The following is a 23813-nucleotide window of genomic DNA, read 5'->3' on the forward strand; positions in this document are numbered from 1 at the left end:
TTATTTGTTTTCGGGAGAAACCAGCCTTGTCTGTAGCTTAATGGTTTTGAAATCTTTCACCGGGCGCTTGCTCTCAATCAGCTGCAGCAATAACTCCGTTGCTACCTGGCCCATTTCAAAAGCTGGTTGTTGCACCACCGTGAGGGGCGCATGGAGGAGCTCTATCAGTTCAGAATTAGAAAATCCCGTGAGGGCAATGGTTTTTGGTACGGCTATCTTATGGCGTTTCAATATCCGCATACAGCCGGTGGTCAATTTGTCCGACGTGGCGAAGATAGCCTCTGGCTTAGGTTTTAGCTTAATAAGTTCATTTACGGCCGTTTCCACCTCGTTGAGCAGCATGCCCCCGTGGAAGCAATACTTTATCATCTTCGGGTCCGGCTTCAGCTTATATTGTTGCAGGGCGGCCATGTATCCGCCCACTCTTTCCCTTGTAATATTTAAATGTTCGGAATTGGCCACGCAGGCGATGCGGCGGTAACCCTGTTCCAGCAGGTGCTGGGTAGCGTTGTAGGCGCCCTGGTAATTATCCACCACTACTTTGTGGGTATTGATATCTTCCACGGTGCGGTCAAAAAATACAATAGGCAGGCCAGATTGGTGCAGGGACTTTAGCTGCTGCAGGTCGTTCGTGGCGCTGGAAACGGAAATCAGCAGCCCGTCAATACTCCGGGAGGCCAGGTATTGCAGGGTCCTTACTTCCTTCTCAAAGTTTTCGTGGCTTTGAGAAATGATGACGGTATAGCCTTGTTCGTTGGCAACAGATTCTATTCCGTTGATGATTTGAGAAAAGAAACTATTGGCAATTTCTGCTACAATAACACCTATCGAATGGCTCTTTCTTTCTTTTAAAGACAACGCAATAGGATTCGGCTGGAAGTTAAGCCTGGCGGCGTATTCCAGCACTACCTGCTTGGTGGCGGCACTGATCTCATGGCTGTCGCGCAGGGCCCTCGAAACCGTGGACGTGGAGAGATTCAACGCCTTTGCAATGTCTTTGATCGTAGTTGCTTTATACTTCATTTCTTTTACAGCATGGGCTTTCAAGTGTTTTTTCCCTTCGTGAATGTAGTGAATTTTCCGGGAACGATTGCGTAAATAAAGTTCTCATTTAGTAAATAGTTGTGTAGACTTGTATCATACGACAGCTAAATTTTTAGACCATTTACAGCAATACGAACCACGTTTTTTGAACAACGCAGACCTATTCGCTTAAAACTTTATTAGCCAAAAACTTTCACGCAAGACGTTATGAAAAAAATTCACCTGATTTGCTTACTGCTATGCTGCTTTAGCCAATGGGCGCTGGCTCAGTCACGCACCGTTAAAGGGAAGGTGACGGATGCAACCACAGGCGAGGCTTTGCCGGGAGTAACCGTGCAGGTAAAAGGTGGTACCGGCGGCGCTCAGACCGATCCCGCGGGCAACTTCTCCCTCACTATGCCAGACGGCAAAAATGAACTGGTGTTCTCTTACCTGGGATACGCTTCCCTTACCCTTCCTGCTGCGCCGGGCACTATGACGGTGCGCCTGGAACAGAGCAATAAAAAATTGGACGAGCTGGTAGTGATCGGTTATGGTACCGTGAAGAAACGCGACCTCACCGGCGCCGTAGCTTCCATCAAAGGCGACGAGATCAAGAAAGTACCGAGTACCAACGTGATGGAGGCGATACAGGGTAAAGTGACCGGGGTGGACATCACCCGCAGCAGCGGCGCTGCCGGCGCAAAAATAAATGTAACCGTGCGCGGTAACAGGTCCATCACGGCGAACAACGGCCCTCTCTACATTGTGGACGGGGTGCAGTACAACAGCATTGAAGACATCAACCCGAACGATATCCAATCCATGGAGGTATTGAAAGATGCTTCCACCACCGCCATCTACGGTTCCCGCGGTGCAAACGGCGTAATCATGGTGACCACCAAACGCGGCGCCAGCGGTAAGCCTAAGCTCAACGTGAGCTCCTATGTAGGCGTGTCGCAGGTAAACGGTTACCCGGATATGATGACCGGTCCGCAATACGTAGCGCTGAAAAGAGAAGCGAACCGCACTACCGGCAGATGGGCCAGCGAAGCGGATGATCCCAAGATCTTCAACGCCTTCGAACTGGAAAATATCAAAAACAACGTATGGACGAACTACGCGGACCTGCTGATCCACGACGGGTTGCAGCAGGATTATCAGGCGGGCATCTCCGGCGGTTCCGATAAAACAAAAGTCTATTTCTCTTTCGACTACTTCAACGAAAAAGGCTTATTCAAACTCGATGAACTGAAACGTTATACCACCCGCTTCAACGTGGATCAAACCATCAACGAGGTGATCAAGGTAGGCGTTCAGAGTCAGCTCACCTACTACAACCAGAGCCAGCGCCGGGACCCGCTGAACCAGGCGAACAAATTCCTTCCGCTCACTACGCCGTATGATGCGGACGGCAATTTCGTACTGTTCCCGAACTCCGGTTCTGCGATCAACCCCCTGGCGGACGAGCAGCCGAATGCTTATGCTAATGATTCCAAAACCACCAGGGCCCTGGCTAACGCCTACCTGGAGATTACGCCCCTGGCAGGTTTGAAGCTGCGCTCCAACCTCGGCGTTACTTTGGAAAATACGAAACAGGGCATTTTCGCCAGCAAGGCTTCTATCGACAGGGGTACCCAGTCCACCAGCAGAAGCCAGTCGCTCAACAGCTCCCGTACCTTCCTCAGCTGGGAAAACATCCTCAGCTACAATAAATCATTTGGCGACCACAACTTCGGCCTCACCGGCATTTCCAGTCTCCTCACGGATAACAGCGATTATTCCAACATGCAGGGGGACGGACAGCTGCTGCCTTCGCAGCTCTACCACGCGTTGCAAAACAACGTAAGCGGTATCTCCATTGCGAGCGGCTTGACGCGCACGAAGCTGATCTCCTTTACCGGTCGCCTCAACTACGATTATAAAGGTAAATACCTGCTCTCCTTCACCACCCGTTCCGACGGTTCTTCCAAGCTCTCCCCGGGCATGAAATGGGCTTACTTCCCATCCATTGCCGGCGCATGGCGCGTGAGCGATGAGGCCTTTATGAAAAGCCAGCAGCTCTTCAGCGATCTGAAACTGAGGGTGACATATGGTATTGCCGGTACAGACGCGGTGGCGGCTTATTCTACAGCAGCCGTACTGACGAAAATTCCTTTCTCCTGGGATGATACCAACGCCGCTATTGCTTATGCCATCGGCGCGCAGGCAGGTAACAAGGAACTCAAATGGGAAACTTCCGCCACTAAAAATATCGGGCTGGATTTCGGTATCCTCCAAAACCGCATCACCGGTAACATTGATGTGTATGATACCAAAACGAAGGACTTACTGCTGATGCGTACCCTGCCTACTTCCACCGGTACTACTTCCGTGGTGCAGAACATTGGTAAAACCCGCAACAGGGGCTTTGAAATCGGTATCAATACGGTAAACGTCAGCACGAAAGATTTTCGCTGGACCTCCAACATTTCCTACTCCCGTAACAAGGAGGAGATTGTGGCACTGGCCAGCGGTTCGGACGACGTAGCCAGCGGATGGTTTATCGGCTACCCGGTGAAAGTATTGTACGATTATGAAAAGATCGGCATCTGGCAAACCAACGAGGCAGACCTGGCTGCGAAGTTTGGCCGCAAGCCGGGCGAGATCAAGGTGAAAGACCAGGACGGCAACGGTATCATCAACATTGCAGACCGCAAGGTGATCGGCAACCAGGTGCCTAAATGGACTGGCGGCTTGAACAACGATTTCAAATACAAAAATTTCGACCTGAACATCTACATATTTGCCCGCATCGGACAGTGGATTAACTCCGAATATGCCAGCAAATACGATCCGCAGGGCCTGGAAAACAGCGCGCCGCTGAACTACTGGACGCCGGAAAATCCGAGCAACGATTATCCGCAGCCGGATGCCAGCCGATCCAAAGCCAGTACGCCGTTCATCTCCACCATCGGCTACCGCGACGGTTCCTTCGTGAAGATCAGGAACATCTCCCTGGGCTATACGTTTGCGCCGGAGCTGCTGAAGAGGCTGAGCCTTTCCAACCTCCGCCTGTATGTAACCGGTAAAAACCTGTTCACTTTCAGCAAGGTGAAAGACTACGATCCGGAAAGAGGAGGCGCGCTGAGCGAGCCATTGACAAGGATGTATGTTGCCGGATTGAATGTTGAGTTTTAATCTTTATTAAACCGAGGTTATGAAATTATTGAACAAGTATATATTATTCGCAGGCCTTGCAGCAGGTTCCCTGGCTGCCTGTAACAAACAACTGGAAGAGTTCAACCCGGGCAGTTCCACATCGGACGCCGTGTACTCCACGCCGGAAGGTTTTGAATCGCTCGTAAATGCCGTGTACACCTACAACCGCTGGTGGTATGGCAAGGAAGACGGGTATAACATCGCGGAAATGGGTACGGACATCTGGACCAGCGGTACCGGCGACGTATATCCTGACCTGACGAACTACAACAACCTGCAGGCCAGCAACGGGGCTATCAAAAACCTTTGGCAGCAGCTGTATGCGGCCATTAACCTCTGCAACGCCGGGGTAAACCGCATCGATGGCTCCGGCCTCCCGGAAGATAAAAAGAAGATCCGCGGCGCCGAGCTGCGCTTCATGCGCGCCTTCTACTACTGGCATATTGTGGAAACCTGGGGTAACGTGCATTTCAGCACCAAGGAAACCGACGGGGTAGTGACCACGGCCAACCGCACGCCGGTAGATACTTTCTACGCGCAGATCTTCCGCGACCTGGATTACGCTATCGCCAATTTACCTTTAACCACTACCGATTACGGCCGCGCCACCAAACCCGTGGCGGAAGCGTTTGCCGCCAGGATGTACCTCACCCGCGGCATGAACCAGCAGGCGGCGGACATGGCGCAGAAAGTAATCAGCGGCTACAGCTATAAACTGCTTGACAAATATTCAGATCTCTGGCGCATGGATAACCTCGTGAATTCCGAGGTGATCTGGGCGGTAAATTACATGAAGAACCTGGTGTTCGACGACCGTAAGGATGCAACCCTGTATCCCAATGGCCACAGCAGGGGCGCTAACAACGCGCATATGCTGTTTGCCATGAAGTACGACGACCTGCCGGGGATGCAACGTGATATTGCCAACATGCGTCCATTTAACCGTTATATGCCCACGCTTTTCTTGCTGAATCTATTCAACGAAAAAGCAGATGCCCGTTACGAAGCCTCCTTCAAACAAGTTTGGTATTGTAATAATCTGAAGACGGCTCCGGCGGGCATGAAGCTGGGCGATACGGCTATTTACATCAGCAAATATGTGCTGCCGGACAATCCTAAATACAGGATTTACGACAGGAACGATATCTACAGGGCGGACGGCGGCGGCCTGGACCGCACCCGTTATATCTCCCTGAAAAAATTTGACGATCCTACCAGGGCTTCCATGAACGAAGAGCAGAGCGCCCGCGATGCCTTTATCATCCGCCTCGCCGAGATGTACCTCATCGCCGCAGAAGCCCAGTTCAAACTGGGTAACAGCGCAAAAGCCGCAGAGTATATTAACCTGCTGCGCAAACGCGCTACCATCCCGGGGCATGAAGCGGAAATGACGGTAGCTGCCGGCGACATCACGCTGGACTTCCTCCTGGACGAACGGGCCCGCGAGCTGGTAGGGGAGCAACTGCGCTGGTTTGACCTGAAACGTACCGGCAAGCTCCAGGAGCGTATTGCGAAATACAACCCGGACGCCAACCAGTATTTTAAACCTTACCACCTGGTACGGCCTATCCCGCAGGATCAGATCGACGCCGTTACCAATAAGGATGAATTCAAACAGAATCCGGAGTATAACTAAGCCAAGTAAGAAACCATGAAATTTTTGCAGCTATTATTGCTTTCCCTGATCGGGCTCGTGCCGGCGCAGCAGCCGCCAACCGTCTATCTCATCGGGGATAGCACCATGTCGGACAAGCCGGTGGAAGAGAACCCGGAAAGAGGCTGGGGACAATTGTTTCCCAAGTTCTTTCAACCAGGGGTGGCTATACGAAACCATGCAGTGAACGGCAGAAGTACCAAAAGCTTTATCAATGAACATCGCTGGGATACGGTGGTATCCCGGCTTAAACCGGGCGACTGGGTGCTCATACAGTTTGGACACAACGATAGTAAAGAGAAAGATTCCAGCCGGTATGCAGCACCCCATGGCGCCTATAAAACAAACCTGGAACGGTTCGTCAAAGAAACCCGCGCGAAAGGCGCAAATCCTGTCCTCATCACACCGGTGGCCCGCCGCAGTTTCGTGAACGGGAAACTGGCGGATACCCACGGGGAATATCCCGGCGTGGTGCGGGAAGTGGCCAGGGCCATGAACGTACCGTTGATTGATTTGCAGCAGTCCAGCAGCGCGGCGCTCAGCGAAGCGGGCGAACAGGGTTCCGTTAAATTCTTCAAAACCACGCCTCCGGGCCATTACAAAACATTGCCCAAAGGCGTAACGGATGATACGCACTTCAATACCTACGGCGCTACACGGATGGCCGCGCTGGTAGCCGATGCCATCAGCAAGCAGCATATCCCGCTGGAAAACTGGTTGCTGAAATCCGATTTCGACGGCAAATACGCCTACGAACTGCCGGTCATTTATGAGCCGCATTTCCGCCAGGATACTTTCAGCATCCTGCAATACGGCGCGAAAGCAGACGGTATCACCCTGAATTCAAAAAGCATCAACGACGCAATCGCCGATTGCAGCAGTAAAGGCGGCGGCGTGGTATATGTGCCGAATGGCCTCTGGCTTACCGGCCCGATCGTCCTGAAAAGCAATGTGAACCTGCACCTGGCGGCTAACGCCGTATTGCAGTTCACGACGGATTTTGATCAGTACCCGCTCGTAAAAACCACCTACGAAGGCCTGGTGGCAATGCGTTGCCAGCCTCCCATCTCTGCTACAGACCAGGAAAATATTGCCATCACCGGTAAAGGTATCCTGGATGGCGGCGGCGATGCCTGGCGCGCGGTGAAAAAAGGAAAGATGACGGAGTCGCAATGGAAAGACCTGCTGAAAAAAGGCGGCGTACTGAGTAAGGACAGCACGACCTGGTATCCCTCCCAAAAACATTTTGCCGGCACGCTGGTGAAGGATCCGGGGGTGATCAAGGGAGATGCCAATGCTGCGGATTTTGAAGCCTATAAGGACTTTCTGCGTCCCAACATGGTCAGTATTACCAGTTGCAAAAATGTGCTCCTGGAGGGTGTAACCTTCCAGAACTCGCCGGCATGGTGCATCCATCCGCTGCTCTGCGAAAATATTACGCTCCGCGGCGTGTACGCCAAAAATCCCTGGTACGCGCAAAACGGGGACGGGCTGGACCTGGAATCCTGTAACTACGCCCAGGTGCTGGATTGCACCTTTGATGTGGGAGATGATGGCATCTGCATTAAGTCCGGCCGCGACGAGCAAGGCCGCAAACGGGGCAAACCCACTGCCAACGTAGTGGTGAACAACTGCACCGTGTACCATGCCCATGGCGGATTTGTGATCGGCAGCGAAATGTCCGGCGGCGCAAACAATCTCTATGTCAGCAACTGCACCTTTATGGGTACGGACATCGGTCTGCGTTTCAAAACCACCCGCGGCCGCGGTGGCGTAGTGGAAAATATTTATGTATCCAATATCAACATGCGGGAAATTCCCGGAGAGGCCATCCTCTTTGATATGTATTATGCCGCCAAAGACCCTATTCCGCTGGCAGGGGAAGATAGGTCCGGTCCGAAAATTGAGCATGTACCCGTTACAGAAGCGACGCCCATCTTCCGTAACTTCTACATAGAAAACGTGGTATGCCACGGCGCCAAATCCGCCGTGTTTATCCGGGGCCTGCCGGAAATGCCTATCAGCAATATCAACATGACCAACATGACGATTAAGGCGAAGGAAGGCATCAGCTGCCTGGAAGCCAAAGGCGTCCATTTCAAAGACGTGTACGTGGTAACCAGCTCCGGCAAAGAGCCGGTGACCAAACGCAATGCCAGCGATATCACCTTTTCCGATAGTAAGTATAAAGACACAAAACAAAAATCATCAGTAGAACATGCGCTATAGATTCAATTTTGTAATAACCTTATTGCTGATACTGGCATTGAAATCGAATGCACAGACAGGGGCTGCCGGCATGGCGGCCACCTGTATGCGTATCTGGAAGGATTCCTTATCCATGCATCCCGGCAGCCCCGTACGGTGGACGTACGACCAGGGCGTGATCCTGGAAGGCTTCCATGCGCTGTGGCAGCGGACGGGCAAGCAGGAGTATTTCGACTATATCAAAAGAAGTATGGATCACTTCATCCAGCCGGATGGCAGTATCCGTACCTATAAGCTGAAAGATTACAATATCGATAACGTGAAGAATGGCAGGGCGATACTGGTGCTGTATAAAGCCACCAAAGACCCTAAGTATAAAAAAGCGGCGGACCTCCTCCGCGAGCAGCTGAAAGGCCAGCCCCGTACCCATGCCGGCGGCTTCTGGCACAAACAGCGCTACCCCTGGCAGATGTGGCTGGACGGCCTGTATATGGGAGAGCCGTTCTATGCGGAATATGCTGCTATGACCGGCGAAACCGCTGCCTTTGACGACATCACCCGTCAGTTTGTACTCATGGAGGAACACGCCAGGGATCCTAAAACAGGCCTGCTGTACCATGCCTGGGATGAATCCAAAGAACAGCGCTGGGCCAATAAGGTAACCGGGCAATCGCCCAACTTCTGGGGCCGCGCGATGGGCTGGTACGCCATGGCATTGGTAGACGCCATGGAGCAATATCCGAAAGGCCATCCGGGCAAGGACAGCCTGAAAGCCATACTCGGCCGCCTGGCGGTGGCGGTGCAAAAGTACCAGGACCCTAAAACCGGCTGCTGGTACCAGGTACTGGACAAAGCCAACGGTAAGGGGAACTACGTAGAGGCGTCCGCGAGCTGCATGTTCGTATATGCGTTGGCGAAAGGTATGCGCCTCGGCTATTTACCGGCTGCCTATAAAAAAGTAGTCAACAAGGGATATGATGGTATCCTGAAACAATTTATACGTAAGAATCCGGAGGGAGATATCACACTGGGCGGAACTGTAAGCGTGGCAGGCCTCGGCGGCGAGCCTTACAGGGACGGCAGCTATGAATACTACCTCAGCGAAAAAGTGATCGACAACGATCCCAAAGGCGTGGGATCCTATATCCTCGCCGCCAACGAAGTTGAAATGATGCGTAAAAAGTAAAAACCCTTTTTTCATGAAGTTATCAAAAGGTGCGCTGCCCCTGCTGCACGACAGAGAAGCGCTCCAACTGCCTGCAGCTAACTGTTTTTCACTGCCTGAAAAAGTACTGCAATTCGGAACCGGTGTACTGTTGCGTGGACTGCCGGACTTTTTTATCGATAAAGCCAATAAACAGGGCCTGTTCAATGGCAGGGTAGTGGTCATCAAATCCACCGCCAAAGGCACCACGGCCGAATTCGACAACCAGGATAACCTCTATACCCAGTGTATCCGCGGGGTGGAAGGCGGTAAGAAAGTGCAGATGGATATCGTGAACGCCAGTATCAGCCGCGTATTGACGGCCGCGACGCAGTGGGACCAGATCCTGGCCTGCGCTGCCAGCGAAGAGATGCAGGTGGTGATCTCCAATACCACGGAAGTAGGCATCGCCTATGTAGAAGAAAATGTATTAACCGGCGTACCTTCCTCTTTCCCCGGAAAGCTGCTGGCATTCTTATATAAACGGTATCAGCACTTCAACGGCAGCGCTGACAGCGGGATGGTGATTGTGCCTACCGAGCTGCTGCCGGATAACGGCTTGCTGCTGAAAAACATTGTATTGCAGCTGGCGGCCTACAACCAGCTGCCGGCCGATTTTGTACAGTGGCTGGACCAGCATAACCACTTCTGCAACTCCCTGGTGGATTCCATTATCCCCGGTGCGGCGGATATTGATTGCGGTTATGAGGATCAGCTGCTCATTATGTCGGAAGCCTACCGCCTCTGGGCTATTGAATCCGGCAGCGAGCGCGTAAAGGAAATACTCTCCTTTGCCGCGGCGGACAGCGGGGTGGTGATCACGCCGGATATCAACGTATTCCGCGAGCTGAAGCTGCGCCTGCTCAACGGCGCGCACACGCTGAGCTGCGGTATTGCGGCGCTGGCAGGCATCGACACAGTAAAAGCCGCCATGGGCAATGAGCCAATGGCCGCCTATATCGAAGGCCTGCTGCTGCACGAAATTATTCCTGCCATAACGGACAGCAATATACGCCAGGATGCGGCTGTGCGTTTTGCTGCCGCTGTGCAGGACCGTTTCCGCAATCCTTATATCGACCATAAATGGCTGAGCATTTGCGGAAACTTCACCTCCAAGCTGAAAACAAGGGTAGTGCCTATCCTCCTGCGCTATGAACAACGCATGCAGCAGGTACCGGCCCTCATCGCCCTCGGCTTTGCCGCACACCTGCTGTTTATGAAGCAGGAGCACGGCCTGCCGGTAGACGACAGCTTTGCCGCTTATTACAAACAACTCTGGCAGGAACATGAGCTGCCGGAAGTAGTACGGCTCAGCCTGGCCAACAGTGCGCACTGGGGCGCGGACCTCAGCGCATTGCCAGGTTTTTCCAGAACAGTAACAAATATGCTGCAGGCCCTGATCAGGGAAGGTATGAATGCTTACCTGGAAAGAGTAGCGGCGGAAATAATTATCTCCTGATCATGAAGCAGAAAGTATTAAAAGTACACCCGGCGGATAATGTGCTGGTGGCTTTACAAGACCTCGAAGCAGGCAGCGTGGTGACCTATAACGGTACCGACTATACGCTCAAGGAAAAGATTCCGGCAAAACATAAATTCACCACCAGTCCTTTGCAGAAAGGGGACAAGATCACCATGTACGGGGTGCTGGTAGGGAAAGCGCAAACGGACCTGGAAACAGGCGTGCGCATCTCCACCGAAAACGTGAAGCATGCGGCCAACGGCTACGCCCTTTCCCCGGAAAGGCGCACCGCCTGGCATATCCCGGACATCAGTAAATGGAAGGACCGCACCTTTATGGGCTATCACCGTGCCGATGGCAGCGTGGGCACCGGCAACTACTGGCTCGTTATCCCGCTCGTGTTCTGCGAGAACAGGAACGTGGAAGTGCTGAAAAACGCCATGCTCAAAGAGCTGGGCTATGCCAAGCCGGATAAGTATGCCTCCTTCATGCAACAGCTGATTAAGATACAGCAGTCCGGCGGCGATGTGCAGCAGGTACTCGCCACCACCTGGACGGCCGAAGAAGACGCCGACGCCGGCAAACGCATTTTCCCGAACGTGGATGGCATCAAATTCCTCACCCATGAAGGCGGCTGCGGCGGTATCCGCCAGGATGCCCAAACGCTTTGCGGGCTGCTGGCTGGCTACATCACCCATTCCAACGTAGCCGGCGCTACGGTGCTGAGCCTGGGCTGCCAGAACGCGCAGATCAGCATGCTGCAGGACGAGATCAAAAAACGCGATCCGAATTTTTCCAAACCACTCTATATACTCGATCAGCAACAAACCGGCTCTGAGCCGCTGCTGATCACCAACGCGATCAAACAAACCTTCGCGGGCCTCATGCTCGCCAACCAGGTAACCCGCCAGCCGGCCCCACTCAGCAAGCTGACGATAGGGCTGGAATGCGGCGGTTCCGACGGCTTCTCCGGCATTTCCGCCAACCCGGCCATCGGCTATACCAGCGACCTGCTGGTGGCGCTCGGCGGTTCCGTGATACTGGCCGAGTTCCCTGAACTCTGCGGCGTAGAGCAGGAAATGAGCGATCGTTGTAAGAGTGTGGAGGATGCCAACAGGTTCATTGACCTGATGCGTACCTACGCCCTCCGGGCAGAAGAGGCAGGCTCCGGATTTGACATGAATCCTTCTCCCGGTAACATCAAAGACGGCCTGATCACTGACGCCATCAAATCCGCAGGCGCCGCTAAAAAGGCAGGCACCTCGCCGGTGGCAGCCGTACTCGACTACCCGGAAAAGGTACAGCGCCCGGGTCTGAACCTGTTGTGCACCCCCGGTAACGACGTGGAGTCTACCACGGCGGAAGTAGGCAGCGGCGCCAACATCGTCCTGTTTACCACCGGCCTCGGAACGCCCACCGGTAACCCGATTGCGCCGGTCCTGAAGCTGAGCAGTAATACCAAACTATTCCAGCATATGCCTGAAATCATTGACATCAACACCGGTACGATCATCGACGGTGAGGAAACCATTGAAGAAGCCGGACAACGAATACTCGACTACGTGATAGAAGTAGCCAGTGGAAATATTCCAGCGAAATCTGTAGTAAATGGTCAGGATGACTTTATCCCCTGGAAAAGAGGTGTTTCATTGTAATATTCAAATTCCACAAACAGATGAGAAAGAAATTTCTGGACGAGAACTTCCTGCTGAATACAGGTACCGCCGAACGCTTGTACCATGATTTTGCGAAGGAGATGCCGATTATCGATTACCATTGCCACCTGCCACCCGCGCAGATTGCAGCCGATACCCAGTTTGAAAATATCACGCAGGCATGGCTGTACGGCGATCACTATAAATGGCGCGCCATGCGCATCAACGGGGTGCATGAAAGCTATTGCACCGGCGATAAATCCGATTACGAGAAGTTTGAGCAATGGGCGGCCACCGTTCCAAAAACCCTGCGCAACCCGCTCTACCACTGGACGCACCTGGAGCTGCAGCGCTACTTCGGGGTGAATGATATCCTCAACAGCGCCTCTGCCCGGAAGGTGTACGACCATGCCAGCCAGCTGCTCCAACAGCCGGAATACAGCGTGCGTGGACTGCTCCGTAGCCGCCATGTAAAAGTGGTATGCACCACGGACGATCCGGCGGACGACCTCCGGTACCACCAGCAAATGAAAGCCGAAAACTTCGGTATCCGCATATTCCCGGCCTTCCGCCCGGATGCCGCGATGAACGTGGATAACCCCGCGGTGTATAACGCCTACCTCCAAAAGCTGGAACAGGCGGCTAACGCCAGCATCCGTACCTACGACGATCTGCTGCAGGTACTGCAGCAGCGGCACGACTTCTTTGCGGAAAACGGCTGTACCGTATCCGATCACGGTATCGAGGAAATTTACGCGGACGCCTATACGGAGGCGGAAGTGCGCAGCATCTTCAACGAGGTAAGGGCCGGCAGGCAACTATCGCTGACGGATATACGTAAAATCAAATCCGCCCTGCTCTTTGAACTCGCCGTGATGGACTGGAAGAAAGGCTGGGTACAGCAATACCACCTGGGCGCCTTGCGTAACAACAACTCCCGCATGATGCGCCAGCTGGGCCCTGATACCGGCTGGGATTCCATCGGCGACTTCTCGCAGGCACGCGCCCTGGCGAAGTTCCTGGACCGGCTGGACAGCAATGACCAGCTGACCAAAACCATCATCTACAACCTCAACCCCGCAGATAATGAACTGATGGCCACCATGACGGGTAACTTCAATGATGGCAGCATTGCCGGCAAGGTGCAGTTTGGCGCCGCCTGGTGGTTCCTGGATCAGAAAGAGGGGATGACCCGGCAGATGAACGCGCTGTCGAATATGGGCCTCTTATCCCGCTTTGTGGGCATGCTGACGGACTCCCGCAGCTTCCTCTCTTACCCCCGCCACGAGTACTTCCGCCGCCTGCTCTGCGATATACTCGGGGAGGAGATGGAGAAAGGAGAGATACCGGATGATATGGAACTGGTAGGAAATATGGTGAAGGATATCTGTTATAATAATGCCAGCGAATACTTTGGATGGAAATAAAACCGAAAGTCCCCTGCAAACGCAGGGGACTTTTTCGTACTAAAATAAAAAACCAACCTCGGGAATAGGAACCAGTACTGTGGCAGTACCCGCCCCTTACTCTCCGAATATCTTTCTCAGTTCCTTATCCAGCTCATCTCCGCCGGTACCTACTTCTTTAAAGATGATCCTGCCGCTTTTATCCAGCAACAGTTTCGTCGGGAAACCGGATACGGCGTACATGGCCACCAGGTCCTGCTGATCCTTATCGTAATCGTTCAGTACATGCAGCCAGGGCAGGCCATCTGTTTGCACCGCCTTTTTCCATTTCTCTTCTGCATCCGCCAGTTCGGCCGATTTTTCGCTGGCTATACCGAGGATCTCAAATCCTTTCTCCTTGTATTTTGCATATAATTCCTTCAGATGCGGATTACCCTGCCGGCAAGGGCCGCACCAGCTGCCCCAGAAATCAATTAAAAGGTATTTTCCGGTGAGAGAACTAAGGGAGAGCGGGTTGCCGTTCAGGTCTTTCTTCGTGAATGCCGGCGCTTTACTCCCCACAGCAGTCGTCCTGATCCCTTTGATACGTTCCGCCAGGTTACTGCCCATCGGCGTAGCTTTCATATCCGGGGAAAGTTGGTTAAATGCCTTTTCCAGGTCGTTGATGGCATAGCTTTCATATAAGCGGCTCAGCAACACCACGCTGACGTAGGATTTGGGGTGCGAGGCAATGAATGCCTTCTGTAGTTTTTCCTGTTCGTCCGCAAGCTGTTGGATGCTGGCGCTGATGGCCTTTCGCTGATTGCTGTCCGCCGGCGTTTTGTATTTCGTCATCTCCCGCCGCAACTCCCAGATTTTTCGTGTAAGCGGTACCGTTTTCTTTTTCAGGCTGTTGAATGCTTCGTTTAGCTTGCCGCCTGTAACAGTGGCGCTAAACAGTTCACTGGCATCGCCCTTGATGGTAACGGGTTTGTCATCTATAAAAAATTCGAGGGTAGGGGCTGGCATAAACATGCCGCCTTTTACCATTTCGAACCTGGCGGAAGGATGGTTGCTGCTCATCATTACCAAAGCCGGACCTTTGATCGTGCCGGCAAATTCAAAATGGTCGCCTGACCGTACATGCCCGGTATCGGTTGTCCGGTGCATGCCGTCTACAACGGAGGCGGACAGCCGGTAACCGGCTGCGCCGGCAATATCGGCACTGATCGCATACCGCTTTTCCTGCGCCCGGGAAAGGGTGGCCAGCAACATTGTGCTGGCCAGGATAATGGTGGATTTTTGCATCATATAGTTCGGTTTAGAATCCCATCATGGGAGCGCTCATTACTTTTTTAGGGGCGGCTTTCGCGCCTTTTTCCAGGATATTTTTAACGGTAGCCTGCGCCTCTTCGGTAAAACCGGTGAAGCGTTCCATGATGTTGCCATCCGGGTCTACCAGGTACATGGTTGGAATGCCTGAGAACTGGAATTCTTTCATGGTCTTGTCCTTATTGTCGCTCAGGAGTTGCAGCCAGGGCATGTTTTCTTCCGTCATCGCTTTCTGCCAGGCTTTTTTATCCGTGTCGATGGAGATACTCGCTACATCAAAACCACGGTCCTTATAGGCATTGTACAATTCCTTCACTTTCGGGATGGCCTGGCGGCATGGTCCGCACCAGCTGGCCCAGAAGTCAACCAGCAGGTATTTGCCTTTGTACTGGTCCAGCCCGGCCAGTTTGCCATCCGGCATCGGGTAGTTCACGGATGGCATGGGTTGCCCTGTTTTCAGTTTCCTGGCCTGGTTGGTATTGTAGATGATATTTTCTTTCAGCGCCTTCGCTTCGGTGAGCCATGGGTATTTGGCTACCAGCTGGTCCAGCAGCTTCATGGCCTTGTCATACTTTTCGCCTGCTTCAGTGCCGGCCATGCCGCGGATGGCATAGATCAGCACCGGCCTGTTAGCATAGGCCTGTATCAACGCTTCGTTGCGGCGCTGATAGTCTTCATCCAGCGGATTGTAAATGCGCCTTTCATTCTTATACGCCTTTACATTGCTGTCATTCTTTTGTTTCAGGTAATAATCGAGGTTGTATTCATCGATCATCCGCAGGTAATTCAAATCCGAATTCAGCTTGCTGAGCTGGATGAAACCATTGTCGTACGAGCCTTCCACGAAGTTGTAATGCGGAATCTTGATCTTCATCCGGGCGGTGTCATAACCGCGCATCTGTACTTTTACATCGGCGTCGCTCCAAAAGGTGGCATAGTCCCAATACATAGCATTGATCGTATAAACGCCCTGGTGGTCCTGTTTCAGCTTAAAGGAAAAAGTATTGTCCGGGCCAATCAGCGCGCTGTCTACCGCTACGCCTTTGCCGTTGAGTCCATCTTTCATGAGCCATACTTTATGCTCCTTCTGGTTGGGATCTGTAAATTGCACGGTTCCTTTTACAGTAATGGATTTTACCACTTTATCCTGCTGCGCCAGCAGGGTTGTTGGCATGGCCAAAATTGCCAGCGGCATCCACATCTTTAATACTGCTTTTTTCATTGGTGGTATGTTGATTTAAAAAGTTACTTGCGGTAAGGTGGAATTGTTTGTTGAATTAAAAAGCTGTTTGCTGTAATCCGGAATTATTCCTTGAATTAGATAGCTACTTGCTGTAATCCTGAATTATCCCTTGATTTAAAAAGCTATTTGCTGTAATCCGGAATTTGTTCCAGGTAAGGATTAATAGAAAATTCCCTGGAAGGTATCGGCAGCAGGGCGTGACTGGCGGGCGCGCCAAAGGATTTTATCCAGGCTTCCCTTTTGCCGAAGCGCTGCATATCCTGCCAGCGTTGGCGCTCGCCCACAAATTCGCGCCTGCGCTCCGCTTCAATCTCCGTGAGGAATGCCGTCGCAGACGCATAGTCGCTGTTGCGCTTCACGCTGGCTTTGCGCGCGCTGCGCAGTTGATTGAACGCCGTCACGTCTACTGTACCCTTGCGGGCATTAGCTTCTGCCACAATCAAAAACGCCTCGCTGTACCTGCAAAGGGGATAGGAGTTGGTATTTTCCTGCGGGTACTTGGTGAGGAAGTACACGGTGTCTGCAATGCTGGCGCCTTTTGCGCGTACATAAAATGCCCGGCGTACGTCAGTGGATTCATAGGATTTTACAATCGCGGAATCCACCCAGTTGTTGCCATTGCCGGCAATGCTGGCTCCTGCTTCTTTCCCCGGCCCCAGGAGGTTAGGCATGCCGTACATATTGGAAGTAGGCACGGGTGTTTCGTTGAGTTTGAACACCGCTTCCGTACTGTTTACGCCGGATTTGAAAATATCGCCGAAGTTGTTGCTCAGCGCCAGTTTGCCGGAGCTGATCACCGCGTTGGCGAGCTGCAGCGCCGCATCGTTTTTACCCTGGTTGAGGTAAAGGCGCGCCAGCAGCAGCTGCGCGGCCTGCCTGGAGCCGGTGAGCGGATTACTGTAATCGTCCAGCAGCTCTGCCGCTTTGAGCAGGTCTTTTTCCACCTGCGCCTCCACTTCGGCTACGGTGTTGCGCACCCCGCGCTGCTTGGGATCTTCGTTGCCATATACCAGCGGTACGCCGCCAAAGTGATCGGCCAGCCATTGGTAGGAGTAGGCCCGCAGCAGGTATGCCTCGCCGGCGGCCATGCGGATGGCCGTATCGCCGGCATGCGCCTGTTCATAACGGATCACCATATTCACCATGGCAATGGTGGCATAGGGCTGGCGGAAAACGAAAGTCAGCCCGTTGTCCAGCGGGGATACATTGTTGACCTCCCAGGTAGGAAAAGTCATCGACGTAAAGTCGTCGGACATTACATCCTGGTAGCCATAAAAGGAATACAATGAATTGTTCTTTGTAAACGTCAGCTTCGCGCCATTGATCACCAGCGGCAGATTAGTGCTGGTAAGTTTGTCGAAACTGATTTGCGTGTCCGGCACTATTTCATCCAGGTTCTTACTGCAGGATGCCAGTAAACAGGCCGTAGCTATGAGGAGCGGATATCTTAAGCATTTCATGTGGCAAACGATTTAGAATGTCAGGTCAAGACCGATAACGGCGGATTGCGGGTTTGGCATGTTGGAAGTAACAATTCCGGAGTTGGAAGCCGCTTCCGGATCAAAGCCGATGTACTTCGTTATGGTGAAGAGGTTTTGCGCCGCTACATATACCCGTGCTGAAGTCATTTTTACTTTGGTCAGCACCGTGGCAGGCACCGTGTAGCCCAGCGTAACGTTGCGCAGGCGGAAGTAGGAAGCGTTGTAGATGAACTGCGTGGAAGGGCGGTAGTTCCAGTCCGCCGTTTGCCCCGCTCCATGCCTGCCGGTGATGGCCCTCGGCACGTCCGTTACATCCCCGGCCTTGCGCCAGCGTTTGTTCACGATGTCGAACATATTCGGCATCGCGCCATAGAAGTCGATATCATAACTGCGCAGCGTCTGCTCGTAATAGTCATAGATCTTATTGCCGGAGACATAGCTGAACAGCGCTTCCAGGCTAAACCCTTTGTACCCCATCGTGATAGTGGTGCCGCCGGTAAATGCCGGCACGGCGATGGGCACGGTGATCATATCATTGGAGTCCCATTTGCCGTCTTTGTTTTGATCCTTATATACCATATCGCCGGTTTGTGGATCCACGCCCAGGGATTCATACACCATCACGGAACCTACGGACTGGCCTACTTTTGCTTTGGATTGCGGGCCGCCAAAAATAAAGGTCCCGTAGTTGGTCAGGGAGTCCTTGAGGCTGATGATCTTATTCCGGTTCACATTGAAGTTGGTGGCCACCTTCCAGCTGAAAGCCCTGCCGGCCTTGCTGCTGAGGGCCATCTCCACATCCACGCCGCGGTTGCGGATGTTACCGATATTGTCCGGGATGGACTGTGCGCCGTATATCCAGGAGATTTCGTTCCTGCTCATGAGGCCATCCGTAAGTTTGCTGTAGTAATCCACCGCCAGCGTCAGGCGGTTCTGGAGCAACGTCGCGTCAATGCCGGCATCCACCTGTTTGGTGCGTTCCCAGCGGATATTAGGATTGCCAATGAGGCCGTTCATCTGCAAGGCGGAAACGCCGTTGTAGCTGGTGGCCACCAGGAGGTTTTGCGCATCCCATAAGCCCAACGGCCGCATGTTGCCGCTGATGCCGTAGCTGGTGCGGAGTTTCAGCTGGGAAATCAAGCGGTTGCCATAGAGGAAATTTTCTTTGGCGATATCCCATCCGCCGGAGATGGAGGGGAACCAGCTGTAACGGTTTTCCTTCAGGAGCTTGGAGGAGCCGTCCCGCCGGATGCTGGCGTTCAGCAGGTATTTGCCCTGCCAGTCCATACCCGTACGGAGAAAGTATCCGTCGGACAATTCTTTGCTGTACGTATTGTAATTCGCAATCGCGCCAATGCTGCCATAGGCGGAGCCTGCCCCCGGGCCGGTGATGCCGTCCACTTTCGGGTAGCCGGTGAGGTCGTACCCGAGGCTGCTCAACTCGTTGCTGTAGTACGTGTAACCTGCTGTGGCATTGATGCCCAGGCGACTGATACGCTTGTTGTAAGTGAAGTAGTTGTCGAACGTAAAGTTGAAATTGTCCGTACCGGAAGTTTTGGTAGAGCCGCCACCGGACTTACCCAGGTAGGTATAGGGAGAATAGAAATCCCTGCTGATGGTATTCACTTTTCCTGCATTAAAAGCAGAGCGGAATTGCAAATCCTTTGTGATAGTGACGTCAGCTGCCAGCTTGCCGATATAACTGTTGGTTTTATAGCGGTTCTTATTATCGAGCATGGCGCCCAGCGGGTGTTGCTGCATACCAATGTAATACCCCAGCGTACCATCTGCATTGTAGATAGGTTCCTCCGGCGTATCGGGCCTGGCCTGGAACGCATAGGCGATGGGGTTGGAAATATTTTTGGATACGCTCTGGTTGATAGACAGGCCTCCGTTGAGTTTCAGCCAGTTGTTCACGGCCTGCGTAACGTCCAGCCGGCCGGTATAGCGCTCAAACCGGCCGGTGCCCCAGACCACTTCTTCGGAATAACGGCCGAGGGACATGAAGTAACTGTTCTTTTCCCCGCCGCCGCTCATGCTGGCCTGTACGTTGCTGACAGGAGCGTTTTTATTTTTGATCTTCTCAATCCAGTTGGTGCTTCGGTTGGCTACATTCAGTCCGTTTACCTGCGAAGTCAGCGTTTTGATTTCATTGTTCAACTGGCTTTTCTGGTTAGGGTCCAGGTTGGCGTTCGGATCGTTGAGCAGCCGGTTAATGTCTGCCAGGCGGTTGTTGCGGGCATCCAGGAAAGCGGATTTATATTCTTCAGAAGTAAGCATGCGCCGGGAAGTATGCACATTGTTCACTCCCGTATAGGCGTTCACGTTAAAGGTTGGTTTGCTGTTGAACTTTCCTTTTTTGGTGGTGATGATGATCACGCCGCTGCTGCCCCTGGCGCCGTAGATAGCGGCGGAAGCGGCGTCTTTCAGCACTTCCATGCTTTCAATATCCTGCGGGTTGATGGTGTTTAGGTTGATGCTGCCGCCTTCGACGATCAGTCCGTCGATTACGAGTAGGGGGTTTGTATTGGAGGCTGCCACGGATTGCGCGCCCCTGATCTGGATATTCGGGCTGTTACCGGGGCTGCCGCTGGTGTTGGCCACCCACACCCCGGCCACCCTGCCTTGGAGGGCTTTGCCGGCGTCGCTGACGATGTTTTTTTCCGGCGCAAGGGCGGCGCTGCCCACGGTGGAAATGGAATTGGTCACCGTCGCCCGTTGCTGGGAACCATAGCCCACTATTACGGTGCTGTTCAAATCCACCGCACGCACTTTCATCAATACCGGCCCGGTGCTGATCAGCGAAGCTTTGATGATCACATTTTCAAAACCCATGCTCGAAATCTGCAGTTGGGCATTGGCCGGTACGTTCAGTTCAAATTCGCCCTCCGCATTGGTGGTAGCGCCTTTGGTACTGCCTATTACTTTTACCGTGGCTCCGGGTACCGGTTGTTTGGTCAGGGAGTCCTTTACCGTTCCCCTGAGTATTTGTTGCGCCGCAGCGGTCATGCTGCCCCCTAAAAGCAAAGAAAGGGATAAGATAATTAGCTTTCTCATACAATAGTTGGTTGATTTTTGTAATGGATACCCAGCTGGAATAGGCTCCCAAGGTACTTATCCGCTTTATTACTGTAGCGGAAAAAGGACGTACGGAATGAAAAAAAGTACAATCAGGATTTTTACAGGTACGAAAAAAAGAATGCCTTAATTCCCGCCATCTACGGGCAGATTAATGTAATTTCATCGCCTGATCATATGAAAGCGCATAAGGAACCATACCGCTATCTCGTACACCTGGCCATCTTCGTGGCGCTGTTGCTGTTGTACACCTACCGGCAGCTGCCCTACGCATTTGCGACTACCTTTGCCACCCGCTGGCTGCTGATACGTTATTTCCTCTATGGCCTCATCAACTTCCACCTCTTTTACCTGCTGGTGTTCTGGCTGATCAATCAACCCGTTAAGGAACACCGTTATTTCAGGTCCGTCTGGATAGCTGTTGCCACGGCAGCGGCCTTTACCTGCCTGAAATATGGCGTGGGGAAATGGATAGGAGCCGATGTGGTGCTGCAGAAGATGATCTCATTACTCTCCCCGAAGGGGGGAAAACCCATAGCCCCTACTTTATTTACCTTTTGGGAATATAGCCGGATGGCCTTTAAAACCAGTATAGGCGTGGTGATCCTGGCATTTGGCTACCGCCTCTTCCTGGACTACCGCAACGAAGATCCGATGGAGAGCCAGCTCTCCCTCGTTGCCTCCAACGCTTCCCGCCTGAGTGCCGGCTCGCAGTTGCTGCTGCAACACCTGAAGGCGCTGAACCCTTTGCTGACGGACGAATTCCGCCGCGGCGAAGAAGGCGTGCAGGCCATTCTCCTCATCTCCGAGTTACTGCGCTACCTGCTCTATGATAAGGAAACGACGGAAGGCGTTACCACGCTCAAAAAAGAACTCTACTTTTTACAACAATACATTTCCCTGCGGGCATGCCTCTATCCCCACCAGCAGCTGGAATTACAAGTGACGGGGGAGGAGGAAGGCATCCGCGCCATTCCCATGGAGCTCTTGCTGGCAGCGGAAAAGCAGCTGGGGCAGTTGCAGCATTACCAGGGAAGGTTACTGATTGACATCCGGATCGAACAGCAAAAACCGGTATTGGAAATTAAAGGCCGGCAGGTGGCCGTCGCATAAATCATCATGAACGTGAACAGGAAAAATAGCCGCGAATTTTTATGGTTGCTGTTGCTCTATATGGCAACGGTACTCGGCATGGGCCTGTTTACCCTCACCGTGTACACCCGGGAAAGCCTGACGGTGCTGGCCATCCGGGAAGGCGTATTCGGCCTGTTCAACTTTTTCCAGTTCTATATTTACTTCCGGTGGATCGTGCCTGCCTTCCTGCGTACGCGCAGCTGGCAACGCTTACTGCTGCGGGTAATCCCGTTGCTGACGGTGTGTAACAGCTTCAAATACCTGGTAGCGGCAAAAGTTTTTCCCACGATTATGCTGTACCAGGGCTACCGGTACGATCTCATGAGTCGCCGCCGCATTGAGGTATTTACCACCTACGGCGCTTATTTTATCAACGCCTTATGGACCAGCCTCGTGCTGCTGGCCGCCGCTTTTGCCGGCCGCCTCTTCCTGCACTGGCTCCGGGAAGATAAGCGCAGGGCCCTGCTCCGCCAGCAGCAAACCAGGGCGGAATCAGGCTTCCTGAAAATGCAGCTCAATTCCCATTTCCTCATCAACAGCCTGAACAGCATTTACGCGCTGGCCATCACCAACTCCCCGGAAGTGGCGCCGGCCAATAATACGCTGGTGCACCTCCTGAGCTATATGCTGGACCAGCCGGATGATATTGACTTTCGCAGCCCGATCCGCGAAGAAGTGCAGTACCTGCAGGATTTCATTAGCCTGCAGCAACTACGTACAGGCGTGAAGGATGGTATCCGGGCAAACTTCGCGGAAACCCTGCCTGATAAACAGATTGCGCCGATGCTGCTGGTGCCCTTTGTGGAGAACGCGTTTAAACACGGCGTCACCAATCAGCCGCAAAGCCCCGTTACCATTGCTTTGGAAGGGGATGAGCAGGCGCTGAGCTTCGTGGTAAGTAATAAAAAATCGATTTTCAATAAAGATAAAACCGGTGGCATAGGACTGGAAAATGTACGCAAGCGCTTACAGCTGATCTATCCGCAAAAGCACGAACTGCACATCACTGATACGGAAGCGGACTATCAATGCCACCTGAAAATATACTGGTAATATGGCGTTAAAATGTATTGTGGTAGACGATGAGCCGCTGGCCATACAGGTGCTGCTGGCCTTCATTAAAAAGATGCCGGAGCTGGAACTCCTGCGCAGTTTCAATAATCCGCTGGAGGCGCTGGCGTTTATGAAAAGCAACCCGGTGGACCTGGTGTTTCTCGACATACAGATGCCGGAGCTCAGCGGCATGGAGTTTATGCAGCTGCTGCAAAACGACGCTTCCGTCATCATCGTTTCCGCGTACGACGATTACGCGGTGGAGGGATTTGAAAAAGAAGCGCTGGACTACCTGCTGAAACCCGTTTCCTTTGAGCGGTTTGTGAAAGCGGTGCAACGCGCCGTCAGTCGCAGAGCCTTGCCGGAAAAGCCTTCCGCCAACCTGGGCAAGCATCTTTTTGTGCGTACGGATAAGCGCATCATCCGGCTCGACATCAGCGATATCCTCTACATCGAAGCCCTGCGCAATTACGTAGCCATCCAAACGCCTACGCAAAAAATCCTCACCCTGCAAAACCTGCGCAGCTTCGAAGACGCGCTGGGCAAGGAGTTTATGCGGGTGCATAAATCCTTCATCGTTGCGTTGAATAAGATCGACAGCATTGAAAGGCAGCGGATTTTTATACAGCAATACCATGTGCCTATCGGCGACGCTTACTTCAAACAGTTCATGGAAGCCATCGCCATGCTGAAATAAAAA

The 23813-nt window shown here is 52.9% G+C and carries 15 protein-coding genes; 10 read left to right on the forward strand and 5 right to left on the reverse strand.

Annotated features, from left to right (window positions below; all coding sequences use genetic code 11):
* A complete protein-coding gene (locus tag BOC67_RS10990; protein ID WP_291910211.1) occupies positions 1–1023 on the reverse strand; it encodes a LacI family DNA-binding transcriptional regulator in 1023 nt (340 codons plus the stop codon).
* 228 nt (positions 1024–1251) lie between these two features.
* On the opposite strand from BOC67_RS10990, the gene BOC67_RS10995 reads away from it, so the two are divergent.
* The 7 genes from BOC67_RS10995 to uxaC are packed head-to-tail and all read left to right on the forward strand — an operon-like array spanning position 1252 to position 13834.
* Entirely contained in the window at positions 1252–4203 is a 2952-nt protein-coding gene (locus BOC67_RS10995) for a TonB-dependent receptor (RefSeq protein ID WP_291910213.1), read from the forward strand.
* Between the two features lie 19 nt (positions 4204–4222).
* Entirely contained in the window at positions 4223–5860 is a 1638-nt protein-coding gene (locus tag BOC67_RS11000) for a RagB/SusD family nutrient uptake outer membrane protein (protein ID WP_291910214.1), read from the forward strand.
* Between the two features lie 15 nt (positions 5861–5875).
* A complete protein-coding gene (locus BOC67_RS11005; RefSeq protein ID WP_291910215.1) occupies positions 5876–8107 on the forward strand; it encodes a glycosyl hydrolase family 28 protein in 2232 nt (743 codons plus the stop codon).
* Positions 8097–9272, forward strand: a complete 1176-nt coding sequence (locus BOC67_RS11010) for a glycoside hydrolase family 88 protein (protein WP_291910217.1) — start codon at positions 8097–8099, stop codon at positions 9270–9272. The genes BOC67_RS11005 and BOC67_RS11010 overlap by 11 nt, the downstream gene beginning before the upstream one ends.
* Before the next feature lie 13 nt (positions 9273–9285).
* Positions 9286–10749, forward strand: a complete 1464-nt coding sequence (locus BOC67_RS11015; RefSeq protein ID WP_291910219.1) for a tagaturonate reductase — start codon at positions 9286–9288, stop codon at positions 10747–10749.
* A 2-nt stretch (positions 10750–10751) separates the two neighbouring features.
* Entirely contained in the window at positions 10752–12407 is a 1656-nt protein-coding gene (locus tag BOC67_RS11020) for a UxaA family hydrolase (protein ID WP_291910221.1), read from the forward strand.
* Positions 12408–12427: 20 nt separating this feature from the next.
* Complete coding sequence (gene uxaC, locus BOC67_RS11025) at positions 12428–13834, forward strand: glucuronate isomerase (RefSeq protein ID WP_291910223.1); 1407 nt, start codon at positions 12428–12430, stop codon at positions 13832–13834.
* A 96-nt stretch (positions 13835–13930) separates the two neighbouring features.
* On the opposite strand, the gene BOC67_RS11030 is transcribed toward uxaC, so the two are convergent.
* The 4 genes from BOC67_RS11030 to BOC67_RS11045 form a co-directional block, all read right to left on the reverse strand.
* Positions 13931–15103 (reverse strand): TlpA disulfide reductase family protein, encoded by a 1173-nt coding sequence (locus BOC67_RS11030; RefSeq protein WP_291910225.1) that lies wholly within the window; start codon positions 15101–15103, stop codon positions 13931–13933.
* A 10-nt stretch (positions 15104–15113) separates the two neighbouring features.
* Positions 15114–16346 carry a TlpA disulfide reductase family protein gene (locus BOC67_RS11035; protein ID WP_291910226.1) on the reverse strand — a complete coding sequence of 411 codons (1233 nt, stop codon included), beginning with the start codon at positions 16344–16346 and terminating at the stop codon, positions 15114–15116.
* 143 nt (positions 16347–16489) lie between these two features.
* The gene (locus BOC67_RS11040) at positions 16490–17827 is read right to left on the reverse strand and encodes a RagB/SusD family nutrient uptake outer membrane protein (protein ID WP_291910228.1); all 1338 of its coding nucleotides are present in this window, start codon (positions 17825–17827) and stop codon (positions 16490–16492) included.
* 12 nt (positions 17828–17839) lie between these two features.
* Positions 17840–20905: a SusC/RagA family TonB-linked outer membrane protein gene (locus BOC67_RS11045; RefSeq protein WP_291910230.1), complete on the reverse strand. Its 3066-nt coding sequence runs from the start codon at positions 20903–20905 to the stop codon at positions 17840–17842.
* Positions 20906–21103: 198 nt separating this feature from the next.
* On the opposite strand from BOC67_RS11045, the gene BOC67_RS11050 reads away from it, so the two are divergent.
* From BOC67_RS11050 to BOC67_RS11060, 3 genes are read left to right on the forward strand one after another with little or no spacing between them, the layout of a single operon-like run.
* Positions 21104–22039, forward strand: a complete 936-nt coding sequence (locus BOC67_RS11050; protein WP_291910232.1) for a hypothetical protein — start codon at positions 21104–21106, stop codon at positions 22037–22039.
* A gap of 12 nt (positions 22040–22051) precedes the next feature.
* Positions 22052–23113, forward strand: coding sequence for a sensor histidine kinase (locus BOC67_RS11055; protein ID WP_291910234.1), 1062 nt, complete (start codon positions 22052–22054; stop codon positions 23111–23113).
* A gap of 1 nt (position 23114) precedes the next feature.
* On the forward strand, positions 23115–23810 hold the full coding sequence (locus BOC67_RS11060) for a LytTR family DNA-binding domain-containing protein (protein ID WP_291910236.1): 696 nt from the start codon (positions 23115–23117) through the stop codon (positions 23808–23810).
* Positions 23811–23813: the final 3 nt, after the last annotated feature.

Source organism: Chitinophaga sp. CB10, assembly GCA_001870995.2.
Lineage (GTDB): Bacteria > Bacteroidota > Bacteroidia > Chitinophagales > Chitinophagaceae > Chitinophaga.

What these genes read in the sequence shown, in the direction of transcription:
- BOC67_RS10990 (WP_291910211.1), bottom strand. Translation starts at nt 1,023, where the DNA reads ATGAAGTATAAAGCAACTACGATCAAAGACATTGCAAAGGCGTTGAAT.
- BOC67_RS10995 (WP_291910213.1), top strand. Translation starts at nt 1,252, where the DNA reads ATGAAAAAAATTCACCTGATTTGCTTACTGCTATGCTGCTTTAGCCAA.
- BOC67_RS11000 (WP_291910214.1), top strand. Translation starts at nt 4,223, where the DNA reads ATGAAATTATTGAACAAGTATATATTATTCGCAGGCCTTGCAGCAGGT.
- BOC67_RS11005 (WP_291910215.1), top strand. Translation starts at nt 5,876, where the DNA reads ATGAAATTTTTGCAGCTATTATTGCTTTCCCTGATCGGGCTCGTGCCG.
- BOC67_RS11010 (WP_291910217.1), top strand. Translation starts at nt 8,097, where the DNA reads ATGCGCTATAGATTCAATTTTGTAATAACCTTATTGCTGATACTGGCA.
- BOC67_RS11015 (WP_291910219.1), top strand. Translation starts at nt 9,286, where the DNA reads ATGAAGTTATCAAAAGGTGCGCTGCCCCTGCTGCACGACAGAGAAGCG.
- BOC67_RS11020 (WP_291910221.1), top strand. Translation starts at nt 10,752, where the DNA reads ATGAAGCAGAAAGTATTAAAAGTACACCCGGCGGATAATGTGCTGGTG.
- uxaC (WP_291910223.1), top strand. Translation starts at nt 12,428, where the DNA reads ATGAGAAAGAAATTTCTGGACGAGAACTTCCTGCTGAATACAGGTACC.
- BOC67_RS11030 (WP_291910225.1), bottom strand. Translation starts at nt 15,103, where the DNA reads ATGATGCAAAAATCCACCATTATCCTGGCCAGCACAATGTTGCTGGCC.
- BOC67_RS11035 (WP_291910226.1), bottom strand. Translation starts at nt 16,346, where the DNA reads ATGAAAAAAGCAGTATTAAAGATGTGGATGCCGCTGGCAATTTTGGCC.
- BOC67_RS11040 (WP_291910228.1), bottom strand. Translation starts at nt 17,827, where the DNA reads ATGAAATGCTTAAGATATCCGCTCCTCATAGCTACGGCCTGTTTACTG.
- BOC67_RS11045 (WP_291910230.1), bottom strand. Translation starts at nt 20,905, where the DNA reads ATGAGAAAGCTAATTATCTTATCCCTTTCTTTGCTTTTAGGGGGCAGC.
- BOC67_RS11050 (WP_291910232.1), top strand. Translation starts at nt 21,104, where the DNA reads ATGAAAGCGCATAAGGAACCATACCGCTATCTCGTACACCTGGCCATC.
- BOC67_RS11060 (WP_291910236.1), top strand. Translation starts at nt 23,115, where the DNA reads ATGGCGTTAAAATGTATTGTGGTAGACGATGAGCCGCTGGCCATACAG.